The organism is Autumnicola lenta (assembly GCF_031846515.1).
Taxonomy (GTDB): domain Bacteria; phylum Bacteroidota; class Bacteroidia; order Flavobacteriales; family Flavobacteriaceae; genus Autumnicola; species Autumnicola lenta.
The window spans coordinates 103828-130287 of record NZ_JAVRHO010000003.1; the positions used below are offsets into that span (position 1 = coordinate 103828).

The 26460-nt window shown below is 39.5% G+C and carries 23 protein-coding genes; 12 read left to right on the forward strand and 11 right to left on the reverse strand.

Annotated elements, in window-relative coordinates; genetic code table 11:
• Positions 1–70 precede the first annotated feature (70 nt).
• Positions 71–1714, forward strand: a complete 1644-nt coding sequence (locus RM545_RS02860; protein ID WP_311493810.1) for an Ig-like domain-containing protein — start codon at positions 71–73, stop codon at positions 1712–1714.
• 153 nt (positions 1715–1867) lie between these two features.
• Complete coding sequence (locus RM545_RS02865) at positions 1868–2302, forward strand: hypothetical protein (protein WP_311493811.1); 435 nt, start codon at positions 1868–1870, stop codon at positions 2300–2302.
• Between the two features lie 82 nt (positions 2303–2384).
• Here RM545_RS02865 and RM545_RS02870 read toward each other — a convergent pair whose 3' ends face one another.
• Positions 2385–3482: an endonuclease/exonuclease/phosphatase family protein gene (locus RM545_RS02870; protein WP_489752646.1), complete on the reverse strand. Its 1098-nt coding sequence runs from the start codon at positions 3480–3482 to the stop codon at positions 2385–2387.
• A gap of 89 nt (positions 3483–3571) precedes the next feature.
• Here RM545_RS02870 and RM545_RS02875 point away from each other — a divergent pair, with 89 nt between their 5' ends.
• From RM545_RS02875 to RM545_RS02890, 4 genes are all read left to right on the forward strand, one after another.
• Positions 3572–6400, forward strand: a complete 2829-nt coding sequence (locus RM545_RS02875; protein ID WP_311493813.1) for a carboxypeptidase-like regulatory domain-containing protein — start codon at positions 3572–3574, stop codon at positions 6398–6400.
• Between the two features lie 33 nt (positions 6401–6433).
• Complete coding sequence (locus RM545_RS02880) at positions 6434–7822, forward strand: DUF5689 domain-containing protein (RefSeq protein ID WP_311493814.1); 1389 nt, start codon at positions 6434–6436, stop codon at positions 7820–7822.
• Positions 7823–7925: 103 nt separating this feature from the next.
• The gene (locus RM545_RS02885; RefSeq protein WP_311493815.1) at positions 7926–8222 is read left to right on the forward strand and encodes a type II toxin-antitoxin system RelE/ParE family toxin; all 297 of its coding nucleotides are present in this window, start codon (positions 7926–7928) and stop codon (positions 8220–8222) included.
• Entirely contained in the window at positions 8222–8512 is a 291-nt protein-coding gene (locus tag RM545_RS02890; protein ID WP_311493816.1) for a helix-turn-helix domain-containing protein, read from the forward strand. The genes RM545_RS02885 and RM545_RS02890 overlap by 1 nt, the downstream gene beginning before the upstream one ends.
• Before the next feature lie 9 nt (positions 8513–8521).
• Here RM545_RS02890 and RM545_RS02895 read toward each other — a convergent pair whose 3' ends face one another.
• The 8 genes from RM545_RS02895 to RM545_RS02930 form a co-directional block, all read right to left on the reverse strand.
• On the reverse strand, positions 8522–9781 hold the full coding sequence (locus RM545_RS02895; RefSeq protein WP_311493817.1) for a DUF389 domain-containing protein: 1260 nt from the start codon (positions 9779–9781) through the stop codon (positions 8522–8524).
• A gap of 242 nt (positions 9782–10023) precedes the next feature.
• Positions 10024–13407: a transcription-repair coupling factor gene (gene mfd / locus RM545_RS02900; protein WP_311493909.1), complete on the reverse strand. Its 3384-nt coding sequence runs from the start codon at positions 13405–13407 to the stop codon at positions 10024–10026.
• Positions 13408–13498: 91 nt separating this feature from the next.
• Positions 13499–14287, reverse strand: coding sequence for a TspO-related membrane protein (locus tag RM545_RS02905; RefSeq protein ID WP_311493818.1), 789 nt, complete (start codon positions 14285–14287; stop codon positions 13499–13501).
• 12 nt (positions 14288–14299) lie between these two features.
• Complete coding sequence (gene pdeM, locus RM545_RS02910) at positions 14300–14929, reverse strand: ligase-associated DNA damage response endonuclease PdeM (RefSeq protein ID WP_311493819.1); 630 nt, start codon at positions 14927–14929, stop codon at positions 14300–14302.
• Between the two features lie 54 nt (positions 14930–14983).
• On the reverse strand, positions 14984–16138 hold the full coding sequence (locus tag RM545_RS02915) for a methionine aminotransferase (RefSeq protein WP_311493820.1): 1155 nt from the start codon (positions 16136–16138) through the stop codon (positions 14984–14986).
• 82 nt (positions 16139–16220) lie between these two features.
• On the reverse strand, positions 16221–16967 hold the full coding sequence (locus tag RM545_RS02920; protein WP_311493821.1) for a succinate dehydrogenase/fumarate reductase iron-sulfur subunit: 747 nt from the start codon (positions 16965–16967) through the stop codon (positions 16221–16223).
• Positions 16968–17047: 80 nt separating this feature from the next.
• Positions 17048–19051, reverse strand: coding sequence for a fumarate reductase/succinate dehydrogenase flavoprotein subunit (locus RM545_RS02925; protein WP_311493822.1), 2004 nt, complete (start codon positions 19049–19051; stop codon positions 17048–17050).
• Between the two features lie 11 nt (positions 19052–19062).
• Positions 19063–19725, reverse strand: coding sequence for a succinate dehydrogenase cytochrome b subunit (locus RM545_RS02930; protein ID WP_311493823.1), 663 nt, complete (start codon positions 19723–19725; stop codon positions 19063–19065).
• 271 nt (positions 19726–19996) lie between these two features.
• Here RM545_RS02930 and RM545_RS02935 point away from each other — a divergent pair, with 271 nt between their 5' ends.
• From RM545_RS02935 to RM545_RS17690, 5 genes are all read left to right on the forward strand, one after another.
• Positions 19997–20914: a DnaJ C-terminal domain-containing protein gene (locus RM545_RS02935; RefSeq protein ID WP_311493824.1), complete on the forward strand. Its 918-nt coding sequence runs from the start codon at positions 19997–19999 to the stop codon at positions 20912–20914.
• Positions 20911–21204 carry a chaperone modulator CbpM gene (locus RM545_RS02940; protein WP_311493825.1) on the forward strand — a complete coding sequence of 98 codons (294 nt, stop codon included), beginning with the start codon at positions 20911–20913 and terminating at the stop codon, positions 21202–21204. The genes RM545_RS02935 and RM545_RS02940 overlap by 4 nt, the downstream gene beginning before the upstream one ends.
• 188 nt (positions 21205–21392) lie before the next feature.
• Positions 21393–22685 carry an aminopeptidase P N-terminal domain-containing protein gene (locus RM545_RS02945; RefSeq protein WP_311493826.1) on the forward strand — a complete coding sequence of 431 codons (1293 nt, stop codon included), beginning with the start codon at positions 21393–21395 and terminating at the stop codon, positions 22683–22685.
• A 78-nt stretch (positions 22686–22763) separates the two neighbouring features.
• Positions 22764–23534, forward strand: a complete 771-nt coding sequence (locus RM545_RS02950; RefSeq protein ID WP_311493827.1) for an alpha/beta fold hydrolase — start codon at positions 22764–22766, stop codon at positions 23532–23534.
• A 73-nt stretch (positions 23535–23607) separates the two neighbouring features.
• Positions 23608–23865: a DUF1660 family phage protein gene (locus tag RM545_RS17690; RefSeq protein ID WP_489752645.1), complete on the forward strand. Its 258-nt coding sequence runs from the start codon at positions 23608–23610 to the stop codon at positions 23863–23865.
• Between the two features lie 49 nt (positions 23866–23914).
• Here RM545_RS17690 and RM545_RS02955 read toward each other — a convergent pair whose 3' ends face one another.
• Complete coding sequence (locus tag RM545_RS02955; RefSeq protein ID WP_311493828.1) at positions 23915–24361, reverse strand: hypothetical protein; 447 nt, start codon at positions 24359–24361, stop codon at positions 23915–23917.
• A 92-nt stretch (positions 24362–24453) separates the two neighbouring features.
• Here RM545_RS02955 and RM545_RS02960 point away from each other — a divergent pair, with 92 nt between their 5' ends.
• A complete protein-coding gene (locus RM545_RS02960) occupies positions 24454–25314 on the forward strand; it encodes a hypothetical protein (RefSeq protein WP_311493829.1) in 861 nt (286 codons plus the stop codon).
• A 3-nt stretch (positions 25315–25317) separates the two neighbouring features.
• Here the strand turns inward: RM545_RS02960 and thiL are convergent, their stop codons facing one another.
• Positions 25318–26379: a thiamine-phosphate kinase gene (thiL, locus tag RM545_RS02965; protein ID WP_311493830.1), complete on the reverse strand. Its 1062-nt coding sequence runs from the start codon at positions 26377–26379 to the stop codon at positions 25318–25320.
• Between the last annotated feature and the right edge of the window lie 81 nt (positions 26380–26460).

Sequence of the window (26460 nt, forward strand, 5' to 3'; positions counted from 1 at the left end):
CTTTCCCGGTAAGGGGCTTTTGTTTAGTAGACAAAGACGAGTTCCAAATGTTAATTTCTAAAATTTATAAATGAAAAAGTTTTTCTTTCTTGCTTGTATTATTCTAATTTTTGCAGGATGTAGCAGCGATGACGATAATGTAAATTCGGGCGAAAGACCTGAAGCAGGTGATCCTGTTGCCGTAGATGATGCGGTAACAGCCTCAGAAAATGAAGAGTTAAATATTGAAAAAGATTTTCTGCTGGAAAATGATGAGCTGGTGGATAGTTCCAGGATAAGTTCTTTTGATACAGAAACTACCGAAGGTGGGGAAGTAGTCGACAACCGCGATGGAACCTTATCCTATTTTCCTCCTGAAGATTTTCAGGGTGAAGACAATTTTTCTTACCAACTATGTGTGCCGGGTAGTGAAGGTAGCCGTTGCGCTACCGCAACTGTAATCATCACGGTAGGAGATGCCGGTGCCCCTGTAGCTCAGGATGATACCTATGAAACAGAGGAGGGAGACGAACTTAGCATTATAAATCATCTTTCTAACGATACCCTGCTGGACAATGCAGATATAACAGCGATAAACACTGAAGATACAAATGGTACAGCTGTGCTGGAAGAGGATGGTAGCATTATATACACTCCGGCAGAAGGTTTTTCTGGAGAAGATAGTTTTACCTATACTGTTTGTGATAACGATCAAGAACCCGAATGCGCTACTGCAACTATTACGGTAAATGTTATAGACGAAGGGTCTCCTGTTGCAAACGATGATACGGTTGTGGTCGATGCGGGAAATTCCGGTTTTGCCATAAACAACCTTTTAAACAACGATGATCCTATTGATGGAGCTGTACTTTCTTCAATAGATGCTTCCTCTAGCCAGGGAAATGTTACTTTAAATGATGATGGTATCATAACCTACGAGCCGGTGGCAGGTTTTACGGGAGAAGATAGCTTTACTTATACTATCTGTGATGATGATCAGGAACCTACATGTGCAACTGCTACAGTTAATATTACGGTAATAGAGCCAGTAGGTTTTGATATTCCTTCAGAACTTGAAGACTATTATGAGCAAGTTGTTTTTTCTCAGAATGAGGACTTAAACTATCATGTAGCTTCTGAAATAACAGTAGGGCAGCACACAACTATTTTAAGTTATGGAGAGCGTCATAATTATTTATATGATGCAGATGAAGATCCAGACAACCCAGAAAATGTGATTTTAATGTACTCTGGGGAAAGCAGGTACTGGGAAGAATATACTTCAGGAAATAATTCTTATACCCCGCAAACCTTCAATACAGAACATATTTATCCTCAATCCAGGCTAGATGCAGCAAACGCGGTTACAGACCTGCACCACCTTCGTTCTGCAGATGCGAGTATAAATTCACTTAGACTAAATTACCCTTATAGCGAAGGAAGCGGAGAATATGGGCTGGTTGGTGAAAGTGCGTGGTACCCCGGGGATGAATGGATTGGTGACGTAGCAAGAATGGTTATGTACCTTAATATTCGTTACGGAGAAGAATTTGATGAGGTAGGTGGTTTGGACCTTCTACTGAAATGGAACAGGATGGATCCGGTATCAGAACTGGAAATTCAACGTAACAATGTAATAGCTTCGGCACAGGGAAACAGGAATCCGTTTATAGATAACCCATACCTCGCTACTTTAATTTGGGGCGGAGACGCTGCTGAAAACCGATGGGAATAAACGTTGGAAATAACAAGTTTATGAAATGATTAGAATTTGAAATGCAAGTATAGCTTTCAGATTTTAAGTAAATACCTTCAGACATCTAAAAAACGTCCCATATTATGGGGCGTTTTTTTGTGTTTGAGTATCTTTATCAAAATTTTAAACCTCATGTACACTACTGTTCAGTTTATCCATTCTTATTGGGCCTATTTGGTACTTATTGTTTTGCTTATAGCATCTTTTAACGCTATAATAGGCTTTGCCAGTAACAAGGAATACAGTGCAACCAATTTCAGGATTGCCTTATTTACCTTAATTGTTTCCCATATTCAGCTTTTAATTGGAATTGTTCTTTATCTAACTCCTGGAAACCTTGCCAGATTCGATGGCGGTATGGGTGAAGTTATGAGTAACGATAGCCTTAGACTGTATTTGGTGGAGCATCCTTTGATGATGATTATTGCGCTGGCTTTAATTACCATTGGTTATTCCAGGCACAAAAAGAAACTGACTTCCAGGCCAAAGTTCAAGGTTCTGGCTATATTTTATACACTTGGTCTACTGGTGATCCTTACCAGGATTCCCTGGAATGCCTGGTTTTAATGTCTAATCCGGCATTTGCCGAAGAGAAAGGAGTTTTGACACACAACATTTTTATGTGTAGGTTTTAATCGAAAGAATTAAATTATCCTCCCCCTCCGGGGGAGCTAGAGGGGGATTGAGATTTTATGAGGTATATATACACCGGAAAGTGATCACTATAACCACCCGTATATCCACCATAACCATAACTTCTATAGGGATATCCTTTATATTGTCCGCCAGGCGTGACCAGGTAAGCCTTATTAAAAATACCCGCCCGGTAAAATTGATAACCACTAAAATCAGTTCCTGTTAATGCCTGAGTCATATATATTTGATCAAATAAATTCCAGCTATCACGATAGGCCAGTGTTCCGTGTCCTTCTTTCAGCATTTTCTCCATAGGATTATAGAGCTCCTGAAACTTTAGGTTTTCTTTTGAAGCTCTTGTGTTGAGGATTTTTTTAAAAGATTTGTTTGTAGGATCATCATTAAAATCCCCCATACTAATTATTTTGGAGTACGGATTTATCTGGTACAGGGAATCAATAATCTGTTTATTCAGAAATGCAGCTTTTTCTCTCCGATAGCTGCTTTTCGCTTCCCCGCCGCTTCGGGATGGCCAGTGATTAACAATAAAATGCATCTCATCACCATCTAGAACTCCGCTCACCACCAATTGATCCCGGGTGTAAACCCGCTTTGAGGGATCTTCTGTTTCGTAGAAAAGCAGACGACGGGACACCGAATTCACGGGAGTAAAAATCCCTTTTTTGTACAAAAGTCCAACGTCGACGCCTCTGCTGTCCGGTGAGTCAAAATGAATTATTCCGTAGTTATAAGCAGCCAGATTGGGATGGCTTATTAAATCCTCCAGTACTTCCCGGTTTTCCAATTCGCATAAACCAATAACGGTAGGTGCAGTTCCGGCAACTTCAGTTCCAATTTCCGAAAGTACCCTGCTTATTTTGGCAATTTTGTCCCTGTACTTTTCTTGGGTCCAAACATCTTTGCCGGTAGGCGTCCGGTCATCATCAAATGTCAACGGATTGTCTTCAGTATCGAACAAATTTTCGACATTATAGAAGACGACACTTAAAATATTATAGGAATTTTGCTCCTGGCTCCTCAAATTATGTGAACAGAAAAGTGTGAGCCAGATTGCAAGCGCACGTAAATAGTAAAGTTTCGGATTGTTCATGAGATGCTTCAAATATAATTTTCAAGTTATTGAAAGTATGAAAGTTATATGAAATAAATCATTATCTTTTCCGACTTTTTGAGGCAAAAATGGGGAACAAATTTCTTCTGATTTTGCTGTGGATATGGTTTCCCTACACCTCATTTTCACAAGCAACCTCCATAAGGGGAAGTGTCGTAGACGGTTATTCTCTGGAGGAAATCAGTTCAGTTAAAATGATAATAGAAGGCACCTTCATCGAAACAGAGACGGATGCCAACGGTGTCTTTTTATTTTCTTCTGAAGATCTTCCGGAAGGGAATCAGGTTTTAGTATTTACAAAGTCCGGTTACGCACGGCAACGGATTCCGGTAGTTATTATTAGAGGCCAACAAAAGGACCTGGGCCAGATCCTTCTTACTCCGGATATTTCCGAAGAACAAAGGCAAATTGGCACTATAAGTCTTTCCGATAACGAGCTAAATGAAGAAGAAGGTAGTTTCGATAATCTATCCGGACTTTTACAAGCTTCCAGAGATGTTTTCTTAAATGCCGCGGCCTTTGACTTCAGTGCCACGTTTTTCCGTCCCAGGGGTTTTGACAGCGATCAGGGAAAATTGCTCATTAACGGCATAGAGATGAACAAAATTTTCAACGGGAGACCACAGTGGAGTAATTGGGGTGGACTTAATGATGTGCAGCGAACACAAATCTTTTCCATGGGTATTTCTCCTTCCGAAGTAAGTTTTGGCGGTCTGGCAGGGACTACAAATATCATCATGCGTGCGTCAGAATATGGGGAAGGAGGCAGGATTTCCTACGCCGCTTCCAATCGCAGTTATACGGGACGGGTAATGGCTACTTACAATTCGGGGGAGTTGCCCGCCGGTTGGGCTTATTCCCTTTCTATTTCCAGAAGGTTTGCTAAAGAAGGCTATGTAGACGGGACATTATATGACGCAAATTCCGTTTTTCTGGCGGTAGAGAAAGATCTTTCGGAAGATCATTCCCTCAATTTCACCGTATTTTATACGCCAAACATCCGCGGAAAATCCTCAGCAAATACCCAGGAAGTTTTCGAGCTTAAAGGGCGCAGGTATAATTCCTTTTGGGGTTATCAGGATAATCAAATCCGAAATTCCCGACTCAGGGAGATTAAAGAACCCGTCTTTATGCTAAACCATTTTTGGCAAATTTCAGAAAAAATTCAGCTTAATAACAATATATCTTACCAGTTTGGGAGTGTTGGGAACTCAAGAATTGATTTTGGCGGGACAAACCGGGTGACGTTTAATGGTCAGGAAAGTTTTGTTGGTGGCGGTGCAAATCCAGATCCGGCTTATTATCAGAAGTTGCCGGGCTATTTTTTAAGGTTTGAAGATAATGCCAATTATGAAGCTGCTTATCGTGCGCAACAACAGTTTGCCGATAATGGCCAAATTGACTGGTCCTCTTTGTACAGTGCAAATTTAAATGAAGCTGCCACAGGTGGCAATTCCATATATGTTATTGCTGAAGATCGGAATGATGATCAAAATTTTACTACAAATTCCATTCTCACTGCACGACTGAAGGAAAACATTGAGTTGAACGCGAAAATCAGTTATACAAGCTTAAAAAGTGAAAATTTTGCCTCGGTAAAAGATCTTTTAGGGGGAACGGGTTATCTGGATATCGATTTTTTCGCTGAAGGAACCGCTGAAATGACCGAAGCTGATGCCGCGCAGAGTGATCTTCGAAACAGAAACAGAATTGTGACTGAAGGTGACAGATTCAAGTACAATTATGAACTTTTTGCAGATGTAGCTGAAGCATTTGCCCAAATTCAGTACAAATTTAGCGGAATCGATTTCTTTGTTGCCGGAAATATTTCCCAAACTTCCTATCAGCGCAACGGACTCTTTCAAAATGGCACTTATGCTGAAAATTCCTTCGGAAAAAGTGAGGAACTGTATTTTACAAATTTCGGCATAAAGTCCGGTGCTACATATAAACTTTCCGGCAGGCATCTTATTACCACGAATCTTGCCTTTTATACTAAAGCGCCTAATCTGCGGAATTCCTTCTCCAATTCGCGGCAAAACAATGAAACAGTGGCTGGCCTGGAGAGTGAAACATTACGGTTTGGAGATTTGTCTTACCGCTTCCGTTCTCCAAAACTGAATCTTCGCTTAACCGGTTATTATGCTGAAATACTGGATGCAACTGAAATCTCCTTTTATTATGCCGACGGACTTTCGGGATTGGGAAGAACAGGAACAACAGCGTTTGTTCAGGAGGTTCTAACGGGAATAAGCAAGGAGCATCTTGGAATAGAGTTAGGAGCCGAAAGTCAGATAACTTCAACTATAAAACTAAAAGCAGCCGCAGCTTTGGGACAATATATTTATGCGAACAATCCCAATCTATATCTCACTTCCAGTAGTTTTGATGACGCTGTGAATTACGGAACTTCCTACTTGAAGAATTACCATATCCCCGGCGGTCCGCAACGGGCGGCGCAGCTCGGCTTCGAATATCGCGATCCTGATTATTGGTGGTTTGGAACTACAGTAAACTTTTTTTCTCACGGTTTTGCAGATGTGAGCCCGCTTACCAGAACAGCAAATTTCAGAACAGATGCCGATGGTTTGCCAATTTTAAGCTATGATGAAGATATTGCGAGAAGATTGCTGAAACAGGAACAGTTTGACGATTATGTTCTCGTAAATGCCATTGGAGGCAAATCCTGGCGGATTAAAGACTATTATCTGGGATTTTTCTGTAGTCTCAACAATATTTTTGATGTTTTATACAAGACAGGCGGCTATGAACAGTCCAGAAACGCCAATTTTTTAAGTTTAAAGGAAGACCGGGAGCGCGATCAGCCCCTTTTTGCTTCACGGTATTGGTATGGGAATGGTACAACATATTATATTAATTTTTATCTGAGGTTTTAAGGTCGAAAATTGCCATTTTTAAAGATGAACATTATGAAGAGGAATATTTATTTACTGCTGAAAATTGCAATTTTCAGCCTTCTGCTTAATTCCTGTGTAAAGACAGATGATTATGATCTTCCGGAAATTGAAGATATTCTTGTGGATTTCGACGGAAGTCTTACCAGTATTTCTGCAGTGAAAGGGAGTTACGATCCTATTGCAGATGAAATTTATACATTTCAAAATACAAATACTTATTTTGAAGGTTATGTAGTTTCCAGCGATGAAGGCGGCAATTTTTATAAGGAACTTGTGCTTCAGGATAAACCGGAAAATCCCTTAGATGGAATTGTTATTCTGGTGGACGAAAATTCCCTGCACGAAACTTTTAACTTCGGAAGAAAAGTTTATGTAAAACTGGATGGTCTTAGCCTGGGCTACAATAACGGATTGCTTCAGGTGGGCATTCAAAACAGGGGAGACGTGGTGGCAATTCCAAACGCCATGATCGATGAACATTTGATAAGGTCTGAACAAACAGCAGAAATTGTTCCGCTTAAACTGAAGATTACCGACTTTAGGGATGAATATAAAAGTCTCTTTGTACAGGTGGAAAATGTGCAGTTTAACCGGAATTTAGTCAGGGACGAGCATATATATTCCTTCGCTTCAGAAACTATAGATCAATATGACGGGGAGCGGCAATTGGAAAGCTGCGAATCTGGCGCTACGGCCGTTTTAAGTACCAGCTCATTTTCTGATTTTAAGTCACTGTTACTTCCGCAGCAATCAGGAAGTATTAAAGCGGTTTTAAGCCGAAACTTTTATGATGATTTTTACGTATTGGTGCTGAATAATCCGCAAGATCTGAATTTTTCAGGGGAAAGATGTGATCCGGTTTTTATGAATTGTGGAGAAAATCCTACTCCGGGATCCGAAGTGCTTTTTAATGAAGATTTTACTGATGTTAATACACTTACTGCTTTAAATAGCCGTGGATGGAAAAACCTGAATGTTAGTGGCGGTAGCGAAAAATTTAAACCCGGCACAAGAAACGGAAACAGATATTTCAGGATTTCAGCTTACAATACTACCGAGAATCCGTTGGAAGCATGGCTGGTCACTCCCGGCATAAACCTGGACCAAACTTCTCAAGAAGTTTTTTCCGCAGATATCCTTGCTTCTTTCGATAACGCCACAATCCTTGAAATTTATGTTACTACAAGTTTTACCGGAAATCCCAAAACAACAGAATGGCAGTTGCTAGATGGCAAAATTCCGGTAGGGCCATCGAGCCAGAATGGAACCGTTTTTAGGAATACAAAAATTGATATTTCCTGTCTGGATGGAACTGTAAATTTTGGTTTCCGTTATCTTGGAGCAGCTCCCGACAAAACCACTACTTATGATGTGGACAATGTGAGAGTGACAGGGTATTAAAATCGAATTTGTTATTAATAAATTTTAAAATAGTAACTTTTAAGTTACATTTGTAGATGAAGATCAGGAGGGTAATAGCATATAAACATTATTTCAGAGCTTTTTGATTCTTCAGCCGCAAAAAGTTCAGGATAAGATTTTTAGAGTAATAGAGGCAATTGAAACCTTAGAAAGAATCCCCTCCAATTATTTAAAGGCTATAAAAGGAGCAAAAGGATTGTATGAAGCCAGAATAAAACTGGGTTCAAATATATGGCGTGTATTTTGTTTTTTTGACGAGGGAAAACTCGTAATTCTACTAAATGGTTTTACGAAAAAAACACAGAAAACTCCGAAAACAGAAATTGACAAGGCTTTGAAACTAAAGGAAACTTATTACATTGAAAAAACCAAGGAATAATGGATACAAAAGACTGGAAAGACATAAAGGATGAAGTTTATGGCAAAAAAGGGACGGAGCGTAGAGATGGACTTGAAAGAGATTTTGAATCTTTTAAAATAGGACTACTTTTGAAAAAAGCCAGAGAAGAAAAAAATCTGACTCAGGAGGAATTAGCTATTTTGGTGGATAAAAAGAGGACATATATTTCCAGAATTGAAAGTAATGGAAGCAATCTCACCTTAAAAACTCTTTATGATATTGTAGAAAAAGGTTTAGGTGGAAAGGTGAAGATCTCAATTGATATTTAGGAAATCATTCTAATCAGTCACCACATGTATCTGGTAAACCTCGTAAATGTCATCGTAGGAATATTTCATATTTTTCTTTAAATGCTGAATAATTCCATCTTTTAATTCCTCAGAGGAAATAATTGTATCGGTTTTTAGAATTGTCGCTTCAAAATTAGCAATAGATTTATTGTTCCTTTTGACATTGGTGAAGGTTACATCTTTGTTCAGGACCTTAATATTGGGAATTTTATTTAGTTCGCTGCCCAAAACTTCCGCAAGTTCTGTGTTCATACTGGCTTTTCTAAGGAATGGAGGTTGGCGAAACTGCCAGTACATCATTGCACCAATACCTAAAACCACAACCATAGTAGTTATTAAGCCTGTTTTCTTGCCTCCTCTTAAAAATCTGACCCCGTTGGGAGTTACTTTTCCGTAGAAATAGAAAACCAGCGTAGCGGCAAGGTGAATGCCCAGCAATTGAAGTAAAATTCGATACAGGCTGCTAAAAACTACCTGCCAGTCCATCATATAAAGTCCGGCGCCAATTAAACCTACCGGAGGTGCCAAAGAAGCTGCTACTAAAATACCCACAGCTGCGCCCGAAACGAGGCTATCTCGCTCTGACTGGCAAATATTAATTGCACCCGCAAATCCTGAAACCAGTGGCAGAAAAAGGGCAAATTTCGATACCTGGCTTACCTCTTCCATAAGCGGAGTAAGTGTTTTTAAAGGGAAAAGAAGGGTTAGGAGAAAACTTGCTATTATACCGGTCACAATAGCTACCGCATATCGCATCAGGCTACTTTTTAGGAGTGAACCTTTTCCCGCAGCAGTGGCCAAAGCGGCGTTCATGGCCGGGCCCGCAAAAGGAGCTACTAACATGGCTGCCACAAGTAAATAAGATGTAGTCGTGAAAAGCCCGATCCAAACGATTATTCCTGCCACAAAAGAATAGCCAATAAGTCCAAACATTGAACCTACACTCTGGATGCCACCAAGATAAATTTCCAACGAACTTTTAGGTTTTACATCTGCAACCTGATCTGGAGATTCTGAAGCCGGAGGGTACAGGGTAATCACTCCTCTGGGAATAAGAGTGATCTCGGGTTCTTCAAATTCGTCAATCTCTTTAAGAAAATTATTTACTTCCTGATTAGGAAGATAAACCATGAAAACATCTTCGCTTTCAGAAGAAATATCTATTGTGTTTTTTCCTTTAAATTTTTCAATGGCATCCTGAACCTTCTTTTTATTTCCTTTGGGAATCTTTATGGTAAGTTGGCGCATGGTGTAATGTTCTTCCGATAAAAGACTTATGATCTTCTAAAAGATAGACATTCGCCCTGAAAGAAATAAAGACCTTAAGGGAATTTTAGCGTTTTAATGGAGAAGGATGTCTGGAAATACGCTTTGTCAGTTCGAGCACAGTCAGTTGTTTCCTCGAATTAGTTTTTTAAGTCTTTTACCGGCTCTGCCTGGGTGGAGCATGCTCTTTTTACCCTGCTTAGTTAGCTCTTATAAAAGATGTTTTAAGCTTCTATATCTTCCTCTTTTTTCACCCTTGAATCCAAAGGCTCCATCACTTTTAAAGCTTTTTCTACGGAAGTAATTTTTTCGAAAGTGAGTAACAACCGCAGGCCTGCCCGGGTTTTCTTCTCTTTCATCTTACATTTTTGAGGATGCGATTGTACATATTGAAGAACCTTGGTAAATGAGCTGGTTTGATAAAATCTCGATTGTTGGTCTGCAATAAAATAGCCGATCAGCTTATTTTGTTTCAGTATCACTTTCTCCAGGCCAATATTAGCTGCAATCCATTTAAGGCGAACGCTGTTTAATAAATCCAGAGCCTGTACCGGTAGTTCACCAAAACGGTCTACCAGTTCTGCTTCAAATTTCTGCAGTTCTTCTTCTGTGGCAATATCATTTAGCTTTGTGTATAGGCTTAGTCTCTCTGTAATACTATTAACATAATCGTCTGGGAAAAGAATTTCAAAGTCGGTATCAATTTGTACCTCTTTTACAAAGGTCTTTTCTTCAATATCCTCATTTTCATTGTAAAGATCCTTGAATTCGTTTTCCTTCAGTTCCTGTATGGCTTCATTCAGGATTTTCTGATAAGTATCAAAACCGATTTCATTTATAAATCCGCTTTGTTCACCACCAAGTAAATCTCCTGCTCCACGTATTTCTAAATCCTTCATTGCAATATTAAAGCCGCTGCCCAGTTCTGAAAATTGTTCCAGGGCAGTCATCCGCTTTCTTGCTTCATCTGTCATTGCAGAGTACGGCGGAGTAATAAAATAACAGAAAGCTTTTTTGTTACTTCGGCCTACCCTTCCACGCATCTGGTGAAGATCAGAAAGTCCAAAGTTATTCGCATTATTAATAAAAATAGTATTGGCATTTGGAACATCAAGTCCGCTTTCCACAATGGTGGTGGAGACAAGTACATCAAAATCACCATGTATAAAGCTATACATTAACTTCTCCAGTTTCTTTCCTTCCATTTTTCCGTGGCCAATTCCTATACGGGCATCAGGCACGAGGCGCTGGATCATTCCGGCGACTTCTTTAATGTTTTCAACGCGATTATGAATAAAGAAAATCTGTCCGCCTCGTTGGATTTCATAAGAAACTGCATCGCGAATGGTCTCTTCAGAAAAACGTATTACATGGCTCTCTATAGGATAACGGTTTGGCGGAGGTGTAGTTATAGTAGACAGATCCCTTGCAGCCATTAAGCTAAACTGAAGGGTACGCGGTATTGGCGTGGCCGTTAAAGTAAGGGTATCGACATTTTCCTTAATAGTTTTGAGCTTGTCTTTAACTGAAACTCCGAATTTCTGCTCTTCGTCTACAATTAGCAATCCCAAATCTTTAAATTTTACAGCTTTGTTTACGAGCTGATGTGTTCCGATAACAATGTCAATTTTACCATTTTCGAGATCCTGTAGTGTCTCACGTCGTTCCTTTGCTGTTCTGAAACGGTTTAGGTAATCTACAGTTACAGGAAAGTCTTTTAAACGATCTGTAAATGTCTGATGATGCTGAAAGGCAAGAATGGTGGTTGGAACGAGTACTGCTACCTGCTTACCATTGTCTACAGCTTTAAAGGCCGCACGAATGGCGACTTCGGTTTTTCCGAAGCCAACGTCGCCGCAAACCAGGCGATCCATAGGACGCTCATTTTCCATGTCTTCTTTTACTGCCTGGGTGGCTGTGCTTTGATCTGGAGTATCTTCGTAGATAAACGAAGCTTCCAGTTCGTGTTGCATAAAAGAATCTGGTCCATAGGCAAAACCTTTCTGCAGCCTGCGTTTTGCGTACAATTCGATCAAGTTATAAGCAATATGCTTTACGCGGGATTTAGTTTTGCTTTTTAGGTTTTTCCAGGCATTGCTTCCCAGTTTGTAAATTTTAGGAGCTTTGCCGTCTTTCCCGTTATATTTTGAAATTTTGTGCAGCGAGTGGATGCTGAGGTATAAAATATCCCTTTCCCCGTAGAAAAGTTTTATCGCTTCCTGCTTATTACCTTCAACATCTATTTTTTGAAGTCCGCCAAATTTTCCAATTCCGTGGTCGATATGCGTTACATAATCACCAATTTCAAGACCGGTAAGTTCTTTTAGGGTTATCGCCTGCTTTTTAGCGTAGCCGTTCTTCAGGTGAAATTTATGATAACGCTCAAAAATCTGATGATCGGTATAACAAATATTTTTAGCTTCCTCATCTATAAAACCCTGAAACATCGAAAGGACGAGCGTCTGGTATTTCACTTCCCGCTCCTGATCGTCAAAAATGTCATGAAAACGCTTTGCCTGTTGCTGGCTAACACAAAAAATATAGTTTGTATAACCCGCCTCCTGGTTCTGAACTAAATTATCGATTAACAAATCGAATTGTTTATTGAACGAAGGTTGCGGCTTGGTTTGAAACTCAATGATTTGTTGAGGGTTCAAATACGCCTGATTGCTTAATTCTACAACCCGATAATCCAGAATCTGCTTTTTTAGAAGTGCAGCGTCACAAAACAGTTCCTTTGGCTCGCTGTGTTTAATATCTTCGGAAAGGTTTTTAAAAGCTTCTTCGGCTTTGCTGAAAAGTTTGTCCACCTGGGCAGAAAAAACTTCCATGTCTTTTGTGAAAATCACAGTTTTTTCTGCTATGTATTTCAGAAAACTTTCCCGCACTTCATCCAGCTTTTTCTTCTCCACATTGGGCATAACGGAGATTTTCTTGACTTTATCTGTAGAAAGCTGAGTTTCTACATCAAAACTTCTGATGCTGTCCACTTCATCTCCAAAAAATTCGAGTCGATAAGGTTCATCATTGCTGAAGGAAAACACGTCTATAATCCCACCTCTAACCGAAAATTCACCCGGTTCTGTAACAAAATCCACTCTTTTAAACTTATACTCAAAAAGTACTTCATTTACAAAGTCTATTGAAAGGCTATCGCCAAGAGAGATTTTTAATGTGCTTTTGTCAAGCTCTTTCCGGGTAACTACTTTTTCGAAAAGTGCATCGGGATAAGTGACGATAATTGCCGGTTTCTTGCGGGAGTTAATCCGGTTTAAAACTTCGGCACGTAGTAAAACATTGGCATTATCGGTTTCTTCAATCTGGTAAGGCCTTCTGTAACTACCGGGGTAAAAAAGGACATTTTTCTCGCCAACGAGTTGTTCCAGGTCATTAAGGTAGTATGCAGCTTCTTCTTTGTCGTTAAAAATCAGTAAAAAAGGATTTTCAGCTTCTTTAAAAGTGTTGGCAAGCACAAAAGAAAGTGATGAACCAACGAGTCCTTTTAAATGGATTTTTGCAACTTCTTTTTCAGAAATGGCAATAGCTTGCTGCAATTCCTGTTGGTGCAGGGATTGTGCAAAGCTTTGGGCAATAGCAGATTTACTCATTGCGGCAAAGATAATTTCTGAAGTCGTCCCTTCCAACAACTCAACAATTATTTAACGCTTTGCTTCACAGCATTATTCAATTTTTAAAACGCTACGACTCCTTCATTTTTGCCATAGGGCTTGTTTCTTTGTTTTTGTAGCCATGATAACTCGCATTAAGGAAAATTAATATAGCGCCTCCCATGGCGATCCAGGCCAGGATCTCATTTTCTCCGGAATGTTTTACGAAGATTGCCACCAGTGCCCAGACGCCAACGAGTGCAAATTCCCGCATATTGCGGGTGTAAATAATAATGATATTGATAATTGTAGCAACTACGATCATTATTACAGTCCATTGTACTTCTGATAAGAACCAACCGTCCCAGCCAATTTTTGCTAGGTAAGCAGAAATGTTAGCTAAAGTGGCCACTGCAATCCACCCGGAATAAAAACATATGGGCCACCAGCTAAAAGCAATAACTTTTAGCGGTGCATCCCAGCGTTCCATATTTGTATTCAGGATAATTTTGATTAGCGAAAACAAAATAACCAGCATTATGAGAACAGAGAGGCCGGTAAATTCATAAAGCCAGGCCAAGACCCATGCTGTATTGCCGATATTTGCCAAAATAAACCATGCACCTGTTTTCTTGATAAGGTCCAGGTGTTTTTCGGTTTTAAAGGCGCAATACATTTGGTAGCCACCATAAGCCAATAGCGCCAGATAGATGACCGCCCAAATGGAAAAAGCATAGCCGGCAGGGGTAAAGAGGTTTTCATATTGGGCACTAAGGCTGCCAATCGTGTTTCCGTTTAATTTTACGGCCTGGGAGTAATAGTTCACGGCAATAGCTAAAAGAACCGAAAGAAAATTAAGAACAGAGAGGTTTTTAGCCATGGCACGAATATTTTAGTTAACTAAAATTACTTCATTTTTTGTTATTACGAAGATTTGGTCTTCTTCTTTGGGTTTTAAGTAATAATTCCCGGTGAATTCCCCAAAAGCAGGAAGGATTAACTGACTATTGGATTTATAGAAGCAGCGCAACTTTAGCTGCTGCCGGCCTTTTCCATTTAATTTGTAGCCGGGATGAATATGTCCGCAAATATTAAAATCATCTTCGGTTTCTTCCGGATGATGTGTAAGCCGAAAATTGCCAATTTTCAGCATAGGCTGAATCTGGATATTTAGTTCTTCATATTTTATAGGAGAAATAATATCGTGGTTTCCGGCGATTAAAATTATTTCTGAAGTGACTGAAGTTACCCATTCTTCAAATAAATTCCATTCAGCATTAAGGGAACTATGGAAAAGGTCGCCTAAAAAGGCAATTTTCGCCGGATTGAAGTGTTCCACAAGCTTCGAAAGCTCCATAAAATTCTTAATAATAGCTTTTTGCGGCACTGCGCTTCCAAATTTCCTGAAATGACTGATTTTTCCCAGGTGCACATCACTTATCAGCAGCATATTTTGCTCTTTCCAAAAGGCTGCCCCACTGGTATGAAGCTGAAATTGGCAATTTTCGATCTTAATGGTCATATGTAAGGTGCAATTGGGGAAATTCCTGAATGTTTAAATGAAGCGGAGAAAAAATCAGATTCGGTTTAAAATTTCTGCTGCCTTTTCCAGCGTTTCATCTGTCTTGGCGAAACAAAACCGGAGTTGTTGATTGTCTTTTTTATCAATATTAAATTCTGAGACCGGAATAGAAGCAACTTTATGTTCCCGTGTTAAGCGATTGGCAAAATCTGTATCTTTTTCATCTGTAATTTCAGAAAAATCGAAAAGCTGGTAGTACGTTCCAGACGAAGGGATAGCAGTAAATTTCGATCCTTTCATGAGTTTGAGGAATTTGTCCCTTTTCTCCTGATAAAAACTACTTAAACTCAGATAATTTTCCGGATTTTTCAGATGTTCTGCGAACGCGCGTTGCATTGGATGGTTCACGCAGAAAGTAACAAGTTCGTGGACCTTCCAGATTTCTTTCATCAATTCTTCCGGTGCAACACAGTAGCCCATTTTCCATCCCGTATTATGAAATGTCTTTCCAAACGAGGAACAAACGATAGCTCTTTCAGCTAAATGCGGAAAACGGGAAGCGCTCTGGTGCTCGATATTATCAAAAATAATATGCTCATAAACTTCATCACTCAGCAGGATGATATTCGTGTTTTTTAGCAGGCCTTCCAGTTGCTGCATATCTTCTTTGGACATTACCGTGCCGGTGGGATTATGCGGTGTATTAATAATGACCATTTTCGTCCTGTCATTTATTTTCTCCTTTACTTCCTGCCAATCGATACCAAAATTATTTTCCTTTAGCTGAACAAGTATAGGTTTTCCACCATTTAATTTAATGGCGGGTTCGTAACTATCGTAAGCCGGTTTAAAAACAATCACTTCATCTCCCGGATGCACAAAAGCGGTAATTGCAGAGTACAAAGCCTGAGTGGCGCCTGAGGTCATGGTAATTTCAGAATCAACTTTATATTTTACTCCGTAAAGGTTTTCAATTTTAGCTGAAATTTGCTCGCGTAGCTCCGGAATCCCGTTAATGGGAGGATATTGATTGTATCCGTCTTTCATGGCTTTATAAACCAGCTCTTTTAGCCGTGCATCGGTTTCAAAATTTGGAAATCCCTGCGATAAATCAATGGCATTGTTCTCTCGAGCCATACTGCTCATTACAGAAAATATGCTGGTTTTGTTATTTGGCAATTTCGAAGGATGATTACTGAAATTGGACATAGCTTTATTTTTTAAATAAGATGCATAAAAAATCCCGGATTCAGAAAGAATCCGGGATTGAATTATTCAAGTAAATAAGCTACTATCCTTTAGTGGTAGCTCTCATATATTCTCTGTTCATCCTGGCGATGTTTTCTAAAGAAATTCCTTTAGGGCATTCAATTTCACATGCGCCGGTATTGGTACAGTTTCCAAATCCTTCAGCATCCATCTGTCTTACCATCGCTTTTACACGCTCGGTAGCTTCAACTTCTCCCTGCGGAAGCAGAGCATATTTTGAAACCACAGCCGATGTAAAAAGCATTGCACTGGCGTTTTTACAGGCTGCCACACAAGCGCCACATCCAATACACGTCGCCGCGTCAAAAGAAGCATCTGCATTTGTTTTTTCTATTGGAGTAGCATTGGCATCTACGGTATTCCCAGATGTATTCACCGAAATGAATCCCCATGCCTGCTGAATCCTGTCAAAAGCACTACGGTCTACAATTAAATCCTTAATTACAGGAAATGCTTTTGCACGAAATGGTTCAATTACAATAGTATCTCCATCTTTAAAGGAACGCATATGTAACTGGCAGGTGGCAATAAGTTTATCTGGCCCGTGAGGTTCCCCGTTAATCTGGAGTGAACAAGATCCACAAATACCTTCGCGGCAATCATGGTCAAACTCCACCGGTTCTTCTCCTTTGGCTACCAGGCTTTCATTCAGCACATCCAACATCTCGAGAAAAGACATATCTCCTTCAATCCCTTCCATAGGATAATCTACCATTTTCCCTTTTACAGTGGCATTTTCCTGGCGCCATATTTTTAAGTTAAGCTTCATAGTCTTGATTTGAAGATTTGAAGATTAGGAATTTTAGATTTGAATTTAATTTCAAATTTAACAATTCCCAGATTTTCAAATTATTTATAACTTCTTGTTTTTAATTCGATATTATGGAATTCCAGCTCTTCTTTGTGAAGTTTGGCTTCACCAATATTTCCGGTGTATTCCCATGCTGCAACATACCTGAAGTTTTCATCGTCCCTTAAGGCCTCTCCTTCTTCAGTCTGATATTCTTCGCGGAAGTGTCCTCCGGCAGATTCATTTCTGTTTAGGGCATCTTTTGCAAATAATTCTCCTAATTCAAGAAAATCTGCTACTCTGCCTGCTTTTTCCAGTTCAGAATTCTTTCCAGTGGATGTTCCCGGTACTTTTACGTTTTTCCAGAAATCTTCCCGTAGGGCAGCGATCTCTTTAAGAGCTTCTTTTAATCCCTGTTCGTTACGGGCCATACCACATTTATCCCACATGATTCGTCCCAGCTTTTTGTGATAAGAATCTACTGAATTTTTACCTCCGGCATTCATTAACTTTTCAATACGGGCCTTTACATCATTTTCAACAGCATCAAATTCAGAAGAATCGGTAGGAATTTTTCCTGTTCCGATATCTTTTGAGAGATAATCTCCAATGGTATAAGGCAGTACAAAATAACCATCGGCAAGTCCCTGCATAAGGGCAGAGGCTCCAAGCCTGTTTGCACCGTGATCTGAGAAGTTAGCTTCTCCCGCCGCATAACAGCCTGGGATAGTCGTTTGCAGATTATAATCTACCCATAAACCACCCATGGTGTAGTGAACCGCAGGATAAATCATCATTGGGGTTTCATACGGATTTTGATCTACGATCTTTTGATACATGTCAAAAAGGTTTCCGTATTTAGACGCCACAGTATCTTTTCCTAATTTGGTGATTTCTTCTTTTGAAGGATTTTTATGTCCCATAGTGAAGGCTTTTTCCTTTCCGTAGCGCTCAATAGCACTTGCGAAATCAAGATATACAGCTTCACCGGTTTTATTTACACCATATCCTGCATCACAACGTTCTTTAGCTGCTCTTGAAGCCACATCACGGGGCACAAGGTTACCAAAAGCAGGATAACGACGTTCCAGGTAATAATCTCTTTCTTCTTCGGAAAGGTCTGTAGGTCTCTTTTTCCCTTCCCTTATTGCTTTTGCATCTTCTTTTTTCTTCGGAACCCATATTCTTCCGTCATTCCGAAGTGATTCAGACATCAATGTAAGTTTTGACTGATGTTCTCCCGTTACCGGAATACAGGTCGGGTGAATTTGCGTATAACATGGATTGGCAAAAAACGCACCTCTCCTGTGTGCTCTCCACGCAGCCATCACGTTGCTTCCCATCGCATTCGTGGAAAGGAAGAACACGTTTCCATATCCTCCTGAAGCCAGCACTACAGCGTGAGCGGAATGTCTTCCGATCTCACCGGTAAGCATGTTACGTGCAATAATTCCTCTCGCTTTCCCGTCAACAAGCACAAGATCCATCATTTCATGTCTGTTGAAAGACTGGATTTTCCCCCGGTTTATCTGTCGGTTCATAGCAGAATATGCTCCCAGCAATAATTGCTGTCCTGTTTGTCCTTTTGCGTAAAAAGTACGGGAAACCAATACCCCTCCAAAAGAACGGTTATCAAGCAATCCACCATATTCGCGGGCAAAAGGTACTCCCTGTGCCACACATTGGTCTATAATACTTCCTGAAACCTGGGCAAGGCGATAAACGTTCGCTTCGCGGGAACGATAATCCCCTCCTTTTACGGTATCGTAGAAAAGGCGGTAATCTGAATCGCCGTCTCCCTGGTAATTTTTGGATGCGTTAATTCCTCCCTGTGCCGCAATTGAGTGCGCCCGTCTGGGAGAATCCTGATAGCAAAAAGTTTTAACGTTATAACCCAATTCTGCTAAAGTTGCTGCGGCACTACCGCCGGCCAATCCTGTTCCTACTACAATAATATCGATGTTACGCTTGTTCGCAGGGTTAACAAGATTAATGTTATTTTTATGTTTGTCCCACTTTTCCTCTAGAGGTCCTTCCGGGATTTTTGAATCTAAAATTGCCATAAATCTACGTATTAAACGTTATTAAAATAGTGAAAAAGGGCTATGAAAATGAATCCTAGCGGAACGATAATCGAAAAAGCCACCGTAAAACCTCTTAATCCTTTAGAGTACTTGTTATGCCATCCTACAGATTGGAATGAGGATGAAAAACCGTGCAAAAGGTGAAGAGCCAGAAATATGAATGAAATAACATATAAAAGGGTTCTTATCGGACTATGAAATTTTGCAACTAGTTCCAGATAATACCTTCCCGGGTCTTCAGGATGGTTTTCAAAATATTTATGAGCGATTTCCGGAAACCAAAAATCATAAAGGTGCAGCCCTAAAAAAGCCAAAACTACCAGTCCGGATAACAACATATTCCTGGACATCCAGCTGGTGTTGGTGCTTGGTTTAAAACTTACGTACTTGATGTTTCTTGCCTTTCTGTTGTTATATTCAAGAACAAAACCCATAATAAAATGGAAAAGGACTCCTGCAATTAAGACAGGTTGTAGAAGAAATTGTACATAGAAATTAGTTCCCATAAAATGGGAAAACTCATTAAATGCTTCTGCGCTAAATACCGATATGGAATTAATTACTAAATGTTGAGCTAAGAAGAAGACGAGGAACAGTCCGGATAAGGCCATAGCAAATTTTCTTGCTATTGTAGAATTTAGAAAACCACCCATTTTAATTTTTTAAGAAATTTTACGAGCAAAAGTAAGTCTCATTCTTATTTTGGGCAAGTATTAATCATTATATTAATCCTTATTTAGAACCAGTTTAAAAAGCCTGAAGGGTTTTTAAAGTTTATCAAAACAACGCTTTTTAGGGTTATTCTTCTTTTGCGACCAATTAGGTTAAGTTTGCTTGATTTTGCAAAAGCTTAACGCCTAATTATTCCAAAATTCGTAATTTCAGGTGGGGGAAAAGTTTCCGGAAATTTAAATTCGATGTTAAATGGAATTTATAGATTATTACAAGCTATTGGGGTTGGATAAATCTGCCAGTCAGGCAGATATAAAAAAGACTTACCGGAAGCTTGCCAGAAAATATCATCCAGACCTTAATCCAAATGATAAAGAAGCACAGGCGAAATTTCAGCAGATAAACGAGGCGCATGAAGTTTTAAGTGATCCTGAGAAGCGAAAGAAGTACGACGAATATGGAAAGGACTGGCAACATGCAGATCAATTTGAACAGGCGAGGTCGCAACAGCAATCTGGAAGCACAGCCTATGGCGGTTTTGGCGGAGGAAAGGGATATTCTTATTCAGGGGATTTTGAAGATGATACTTTTTCAGATTTTTTCGAGCAGATGTTCGGCGGTGGCGCCAGAACGCGTGGATCGGGAAGAGGAACACAGTTTAAAGGTCAGGACTTTAATGCGGAACTTCAGTTAAATTTATCTGATGTTTACACGAGTCAGAAGCAAACCCTCACCGTAAACGGAAAGAAAATTAGACTCACCATTCCCGCAGGAGTGGAGAACGGACAAACGATCAAAATCAGGAATCATGGAGCACCGGGGATGCAGGGTGGTCCAAAGGGAGATCTTTTTATCACATTTAATATAATTAACAACACGAAATTTAAAAGAGAGAAGGAGCATCTTTATAGCACAGAGGAAATTGATTTATATACGGCGCTTTTGGGAGGAGAGGTTACTGTAGAGACTTTTGATGGTAAAGTAAAGCTAAAAGTGAAACCGGAAACTCTGGCAGATACACGGGTCAAATTAAAAGGAAAGGGCTTTCCAAAATACAAAAAGGAGGAGCAGTTTGGAGATCTTTTTATCACCTATAAGATAAAAATGCCATCGAATTTGAGTGAGCGGGAAAAAGAACTTTTCAGGGAATTGCAAAAACTAAGGTCATGACTTCAGAAGATTTAATACCGGCAGAGGAAATTTGTACACTTTACAAAGTGGAACGTACTTTTATTAGTTCACTTTATGAAAGCGGACTTATTGAGATAGTCACCGTAGAACGGAAGGAATACGTTCCTTGCGATCACCTTCGGAATTTTGAGAAAATGATGAGGTTGCATAAGGATCTAAATATCAATATAGAAGGCCTGCAAGCCATACATCATTTGTTGGATCAGGTTCAGAAGTTGCAGAAACAGAATGTGAGGCTTAAAAACCGTCTTTCCCTATACGAAAGCTAACCCGGCTTAAGAATCTGCAGATATTTAGTTGCAATTTAACAGCATTTAGAAGAGAGCTTTTTACTTTTGGGATCAGAACAGTAAAGAACTGCTTTGTGGCTTCTTTGAGCCGGAACGTTACCGGCAAATTTCTTACCTCAAAGAGAATACACTTTTTAAAACTGAATTTGAATAATTAAATTTAATAAATGAAGTATCACCAAATTGATTCTGAACTTTTTATAAAAAACCGAAAGAACTTTATGGCTAAAATGAAGCCCCAGAGTCTTGCAGTTTTTAATTCCAATGATGTTTATCCCATAGGGGCAGACAGCACAATTCCCTTTGAGCAAAACAGGGATTTATTTTACTTAAGCGGAGTGGATCAGGAAGAAAGCATTCTTGTTTTATTCCCTGATGCACCTAAGAAAGAGCACAGAGAAATTCTCTTTTTAACTGAAACAAACGAGCACATTGCCGTTTGGGAGGGAGAGAAATTAACTAAGGACAGAGCTCTTGAGGTAAGTGGTGTAAAAACAGTGTACTGGATGAAAGACTTTGAAAAGATCTTTTTTGAAGTTATGACACAATGTGAAACTGTATATTTTAATACCAACGAACATTATCGTTCTTCCCATAAAACAGAAACCCGGGATATGCGCTTTATCAAATGGTGCAAAGAAAAATACCCTGCACACCAGGTGGCAAAGAGTAATCCAATACTTCAGCGGTTGCGATCTGTTAAAGATCCAATCGAACTTGCACTTATGCAAAATGCATGTGATATTACCGAAAAGGCTTTCCGTAGAACGCTTGCATTTGTGAAACCGGGAGTTTGGGAATATGAAATCGAAGCTGAATATTATCACGAGATGATCAGGAACCGCTCACGTGGCTTTGCATATACGCCAATTATCGCCAGTGGGAACAATGCCAACGTCCTTCATTATATAGAGAATAATCAGCAATGCCAGGCCGGGGATTTAATCCTGCTCGATACTGGTGCTGAATATGCCAATTATGCCAGTGATCTTACCAGAACAATACCGGTTTCCGGAAAATATTCAGAAAGGCAGAAGCAGGTGTATAATGCGGTGAACCGCGTAAAGAAAGAGGCAACGAAAATGTTGGTTCCAGGGACTATGTGGGCAGAATATCATAAGGAAGTAGGGAAACTAATGACTTCAGAATTGTTAGGTCTGGGTTTACTGGACAAAGCCGATGTGCAAAAAGAAAATCCTGACTGGCCAGCATACAAGAAGTACTTTATGCACGGTACTTCCCATAACATTGGTTTGGATACGCATGACTACGGAATTCTTACCGAACCAATGGAGGCAAATCAGGTTTACACCGTAGAGCCCGGGATCTATCTTCCCGATGAAGGCTTTGGTATTCGGCTTGAAGATGATGTTGTGATTCAGGAAAAAGGGGAGCCTTACAATTTGATGAGAAATATTCCGATTGAACCAGACGAGATAGAAGAAATAATGAATACTTAGTGATTTAAAAAACAGAGTTTACAGCCACGACAACATTAAATTAAAATTAGTGTCTTCGTGGCTTTTTAATTTTATTTTATGAAGATAAGCTATAGGGATACCGAAATATATTTTTCTTCAGAAGGAACGGGGAATCCGCTCATTCTTTTGCACGGATTTATGGAGAGCTCGAAAATATGGAATGATTTTGTTCCTTCTCTGGCTGTAAATCGCCAGGTGGTTTGTATCGACCTTCCCGGCCATGGGGAATCTGGCTGTTTCAATGAAATCCATAGTATGGAAGACATGGCCAAGGCTGTAAAAGAAGTGCTGTGGAACTTAAATATTGAAAAAGCAGCGGTTGCGGGGCATTCTATGGGGGGTTATGTTAGTTTGGAATTGTCGAAAATTTTCCCTACTCTGTTAAGAAGTTTAACATTAATCAATTCTACTCCTGAAGCAGATAGCGAGGAGAGAAAAATAAATCGGGACCGCGCAGTAAGTTTGGTGAATAAAAATAAAAGCGCATTCGTAAAAATGGCAATTTCTAATTTAATGTTACTGTCAAATTCAGTAAAGCACAAGGCAGAGGTTCAAAATTTAATATCTGAAGCTCTGGAAATGAGTACAAAGGGCATGACAGCGGCAACAAAAGGTATGAAAATTCGTACAGACAATATGAGTTTGTTTTCAAACCTGGAAATTGAAAAAAACATAATTGCAGGAAAAGAGGATCCTATTTTAAATTATAAATACCTGAAAAAGGTAGCTATTACAGGGAATGCGAATTTTTTTCTGTTAGATGGAGGGCATTTATCCTTTATTGAAGACAAACCGGCATTAAGAAAACTTTTGCATTTGATCGATTAATTTTAACTTTTTATCTGGTTTATTAACTTTTTTTTCTAATTTTAAATTATAGAAACAAGAAAATCAAATCTTTATGAAGGATAGAAACCCTAAGCTATTTTCATTTTCAAAGGTTTATTGCAACATTTTTGGTCATAGCTTAAAAGTGTCTAAAAATGTTACAGAGCATGTTCATGAGTACAAATGTGCCAAATGTGCAGTGGAAATGACGGACACGGCTAACGGATTTTTAGCTCGTCTTACCCCAAAATTTAAGGAGACAAATAATTATCTGGCAAAGATTCACCAAAGAAGGAGGAACCGCCGGAATGTATTAGCAAAAGTTTCTTGATTTTTAGCGGGTCTCCGCCTTTGAAATTGCGGAGGCAGACTTCTTGTATTTAGAGCATCTTGATTATTTCCTCTTCGGTTTCAAAATTGTAAAATATAGAAATTGCCTCCGGTGACGAGGAGGTGTATTTTACAATAGGATAATAATCTAAAAGATCATAGATCAGAATCTTTACGCTTTCTATGTTTTCTTCCGGAAAAAAATCAATTCCTGCTTTTTTATATTCTTTTACTGCTGCCCGGTGGTAATAAGCGGTAGAGGATGCCGAGCCGCTAAAGGACCAGCTCTCATCCAGGAGTTTATTATAGCCGTTTGTTTCATAAGTTACTGTTGTAAAAGAAAAATCAGCATCGGGATCTTTAAACCTCACCATAATCTCAATAATGTAGTCCCTATGCTGCGAAAGATCCTGAAATTCATATAAATTATCCCCGCTACAGGAGCTTAAAACAAAGCTGGACAGGCAGATAAGGAAGCAGGTAATTTTCTTTTTCATATCGACAGGGAAATCTTGGCAAGATAGTGTTATTTAGATATTTTTGGAAAAATTTGGTACTCTTGTGGGCATTCCTGTGAAATTATCGATAAATGACAAATTTAAACCGATACTTTTTTGTTGTACTTTTTCTTCTGAAAATGTTGCAGCCCACGCCTTGTAAAGCTCAGGAAAATGACTTTCAGGCGGGGTTGTATAATGTGGGGATTGGAAGTATTCTTGGTGGCTTAGGGGCGGTGATTAATAAAAAGCCTGAAGATAAATTTGGAAAGACTTTTTTAAAGGGTCTTGGCCAGGGTGCACTTGGGGGCTACCTTATTTTTGAAGGTAAGCGGCTGGTAAGGGAATTTGCTGAAACCGGCAGCTTTGGATATGTATGGCCATCCAAAATCGTTAATTCTGCCGGCAGTTCTATTATAGAAAATGCTGCAGCGAACAGGGATTTCTGGGAGAGATGGCATTTAAATTTTGGGTTTAACAGGTTTGAAATTGACACGAAGAATAATTTTAAATTCAGCTACAGGATAATGCCTTTTAGTCTTTTTGCTGCTGCCACGGCTGCGCTGGACTCCAGGCTGGATGTAAAGTATAGTTTAAGAACAGGAACTTTTGTTTTCAGGTCTTCAGAAATAGACAGAGATCGCAATATTTATGGACAGGCACGGCTAAATACAATCATTTTATTAAGTGATTACAGAGGTTTGGCAGCTTTGCCTCATGAGGTGGTGCATACTTATCAATATGAAGAATTATCAGGTTTTAATTCTTTCCTGAATAAACCAATGAAGCGGCTTTCGGAAAAAAATAAGATCGTCAGGTTGTACAACCGATTATTTTATACCGATTTTCATGCTGTTCTTACGGGAGGATTGCATGAGGCTGCGGAATCCTTCTATGAAAGGGAAGCGGAATATTACACAAATACTCTTCCAAGGCAAAAAATTATACGTTAAGAGCTAATCTTCCTCCTCTTCTTTTTCCATCGAATTCCAGCCCCGGGCGATCAAAGGAATTTTTGTGTTTGCGCGGGTAATTAAATGCATGCCCTCATTCTCTTCGGTCATATGGCCGATAATTGTCAAATTTGGATTGGCTTTAATTTTATCAAAATTATCCTGTGAAATGGTGAAAAGCAATTCATAATCTTCCCCACCGCTTAAAGCTATAGTAGTACTATCAATATTGAACTCTTCACATACAGAAATTACTGCCGGATCCAGCGGAATTTTCTCTTCAAATAAATTCACACCAGTTTTAGAATTTTTACATAGATGGATTACTTCTGAAGATAATCCGTCACTAATATCGATCATAGAAGTCGGTTTAACGTCGAGCTCTTTCAGCAACGGCGGAATATCTTTTCTTGCTTCCGGTTTTAGCTGCCTTTCAATGAGATAAGTGTACTGGTCAAGATCTGGCTGTGCATTAGGATTGGCTTTAAAAACCTGTTTCTCTCGCTCCAGCACCTGCAACCCCATATATGCAGCTCCAAGATCTCCTGAGACAACAAGTAAATCGTTGGGTTTAGCTCCATTTCTGTAAACAATATCTTCACTTTTAGCAATTCCCAAAGCAGTAATGCTAATCACCAGGCCAGATGTGGAGGATGTGGTATCTCCTCCAACAACATCGATATTATAGATGTTTGCTGCCAATTCTATTCCGGAGTACAATTCCTCTAGTGCTTCTACAGGGAAGCGATTTGAAACTGCAATCGAAACAGTAATTTGAGTGGCCTTGCCGTTCATGGCATAAACGTCTGATGCGTTCACCATAACGGCTTTATACCCCAAATGCTTCAGCGGCATATAAGCCAGGTCAAAATGTACTCCCTCTACCAAAAGATCTGTGGTTACAATACATTGATTGTCTTCAAAATCCAGAACAGCGGCGTCATCACCAATGGCCTTTTTTGTAGACGTTAACTTTGGTGCAAAGTTTTTTGTAAGATGCTCTATTAGGCCAAATTCTCCTAATTCCGAAAGGTTTGTTTTTGTTTCCTGACTATTTTCAAACATAACATGCAAATTTTAGAGTGCAAAATAAACGAATATTATTTCAACTGAAGCCTCTTCTGTAGAGTTTCTGAGGTAAAAAAC

Excerpts from the sequence above, each read along its gene's own strand:
- RM545_RS02890 (WP_311493816.1), top strand. The coding sequence starts at position 8,222 with ATGGATACAAAAGACTGGAAAGACATAAAGGATGAAGTTTATGGCAAA.
- RM545_RS02875 (WP_311493813.1), top strand. The coding sequence starts at position 3,572 with ATGGGGAACAAATTTCTTCTGATTTTGCTGTGGATATGGTTTCCCTAC.
- RM545_RS02905 (WP_311493818.1), bottom strand. The coding sequence starts at position 14,287 with ATGGCTAAAAACCTCTCTGTTCTTAATTTTCTTTCGGTTCTTTTAGCT.
- pdeM (WP_311493819.1), bottom strand. The coding sequence starts at position 14,929 with ATGACCATTAAGATCGAAAATTGCCAATTTCAGCTTCATACCAGTGGG.
- RM545_RS02895 (WP_311493817.1), bottom strand. The coding sequence starts at position 9,781 with ATGCGCCAACTTACCATAAAGATTCCCAAAGGAAATAAAAAGAAGGTT.
- RM545_RS02940 (WP_311493825.1), top strand. The coding sequence starts at position 20,911 with ATGACTTCAGAAGATTTAATACCGGCAGAGGAAATTTGTACACTTTAC.
- RM545_RS02920 (WP_311493821.1), bottom strand. The coding sequence starts at position 16,967 with ATGAAGCTTAACTTAAAAATATGGCGCCAGGAAAATGCCACTGTAAAA.
- RM545_RS02870 (WP_489752646.1), bottom strand. The coding sequence starts at position 3,482 with ATGAACAATCCGAAACTTTACTATTTACGTGCGCTTGCAATCTGGCTC.
- RM545_RS02860 (WP_311493810.1), top strand. The coding sequence starts at position 71 with ATGAAAAAGTTTTTCTTTCTTGCTTGTATTATTCTAATTTTTGCAGGA.
- RM545_RS02865 (WP_311493811.1), top strand. The coding sequence starts at position 1,868 with ATGTACACTACTGTTCAGTTTATCCATTCTTATTGGGCCTATTTGGTA.
- RM545_RS02915 (WP_311493820.1), bottom strand. The coding sequence starts at position 16,138 with ATGTCCAATTTCAGTAATCATCCTTCGAAATTGCCAAATAACAAAACC.
- RM545_RS02945 (WP_311493826.1), top strand. The coding sequence starts at position 21,393 with ATGAAGTATCACCAAATTGATTCTGAACTTTTTATAAAAAACCGAAAG.
- RM545_RS02950 (WP_311493827.1), top strand. The coding sequence starts at position 22,764 with ATGAAGATAAGCTATAGGGATACCGAAATATATTTTTCTTCAGAAGGA.
- RM545_RS02935 (WP_311493824.1), top strand. The coding sequence starts at position 19,997 with ATGGAATTTATAGATTATTACAAGCTATTGGGGTTGGATAAATCTGCC.
- RM545_RS02955 (WP_311493828.1), bottom strand. The coding sequence starts at position 24,361 with ATGAAAAAGAAAATTACCTGCTTCCTTATCTGCCTGTCCAGCTTTGTT.
- RM545_RS02930 (WP_311493823.1), bottom strand. The coding sequence starts at position 19,725 with ATGGGTGGTTTTCTAAATTCTACAATAGCAAGAAAATTTGCTATGGCC.
- thiL (WP_311493830.1), bottom strand. The coding sequence starts at position 26,379 with ATGTTTGAAAATAGTCAGGAAACAAAAACAAACCTTTCGGAATTAGGA.
- RM545_RS02960 (WP_311493829.1), top strand. The coding sequence starts at position 24,454 with ATGACAAATTTAAACCGATACTTTTTTGTTGTACTTTTTCTTCTGAAA.
- RM545_RS02925 (WP_311493822.1), bottom strand. The coding sequence starts at position 19,051 with ATGGCAATTTTAGATTCAAAAATCCCGGAAGGACCTCTAGAGGAAAAG.
- mfd (WP_311493909.1), bottom strand. The coding sequence starts at position 13,407 with ATGAGTAAATCTGCTATTGCCCAAAGCTTTGCACAATCCCTGCACCAA.
- RM545_RS17690 (WP_489752645.1), top strand. The coding sequence starts at position 23,608 with ATGAAGGATAGAAACCCTAAGCTATTTTCATTTTCAAAGGTTTATTGC.
- RM545_RS02880 (WP_311493814.1), top strand. The coding sequence starts at position 6,434 with ATGAAGAGGAATATTTATTTACTGCTGAAAATTGCAATTTTCAGCCTT.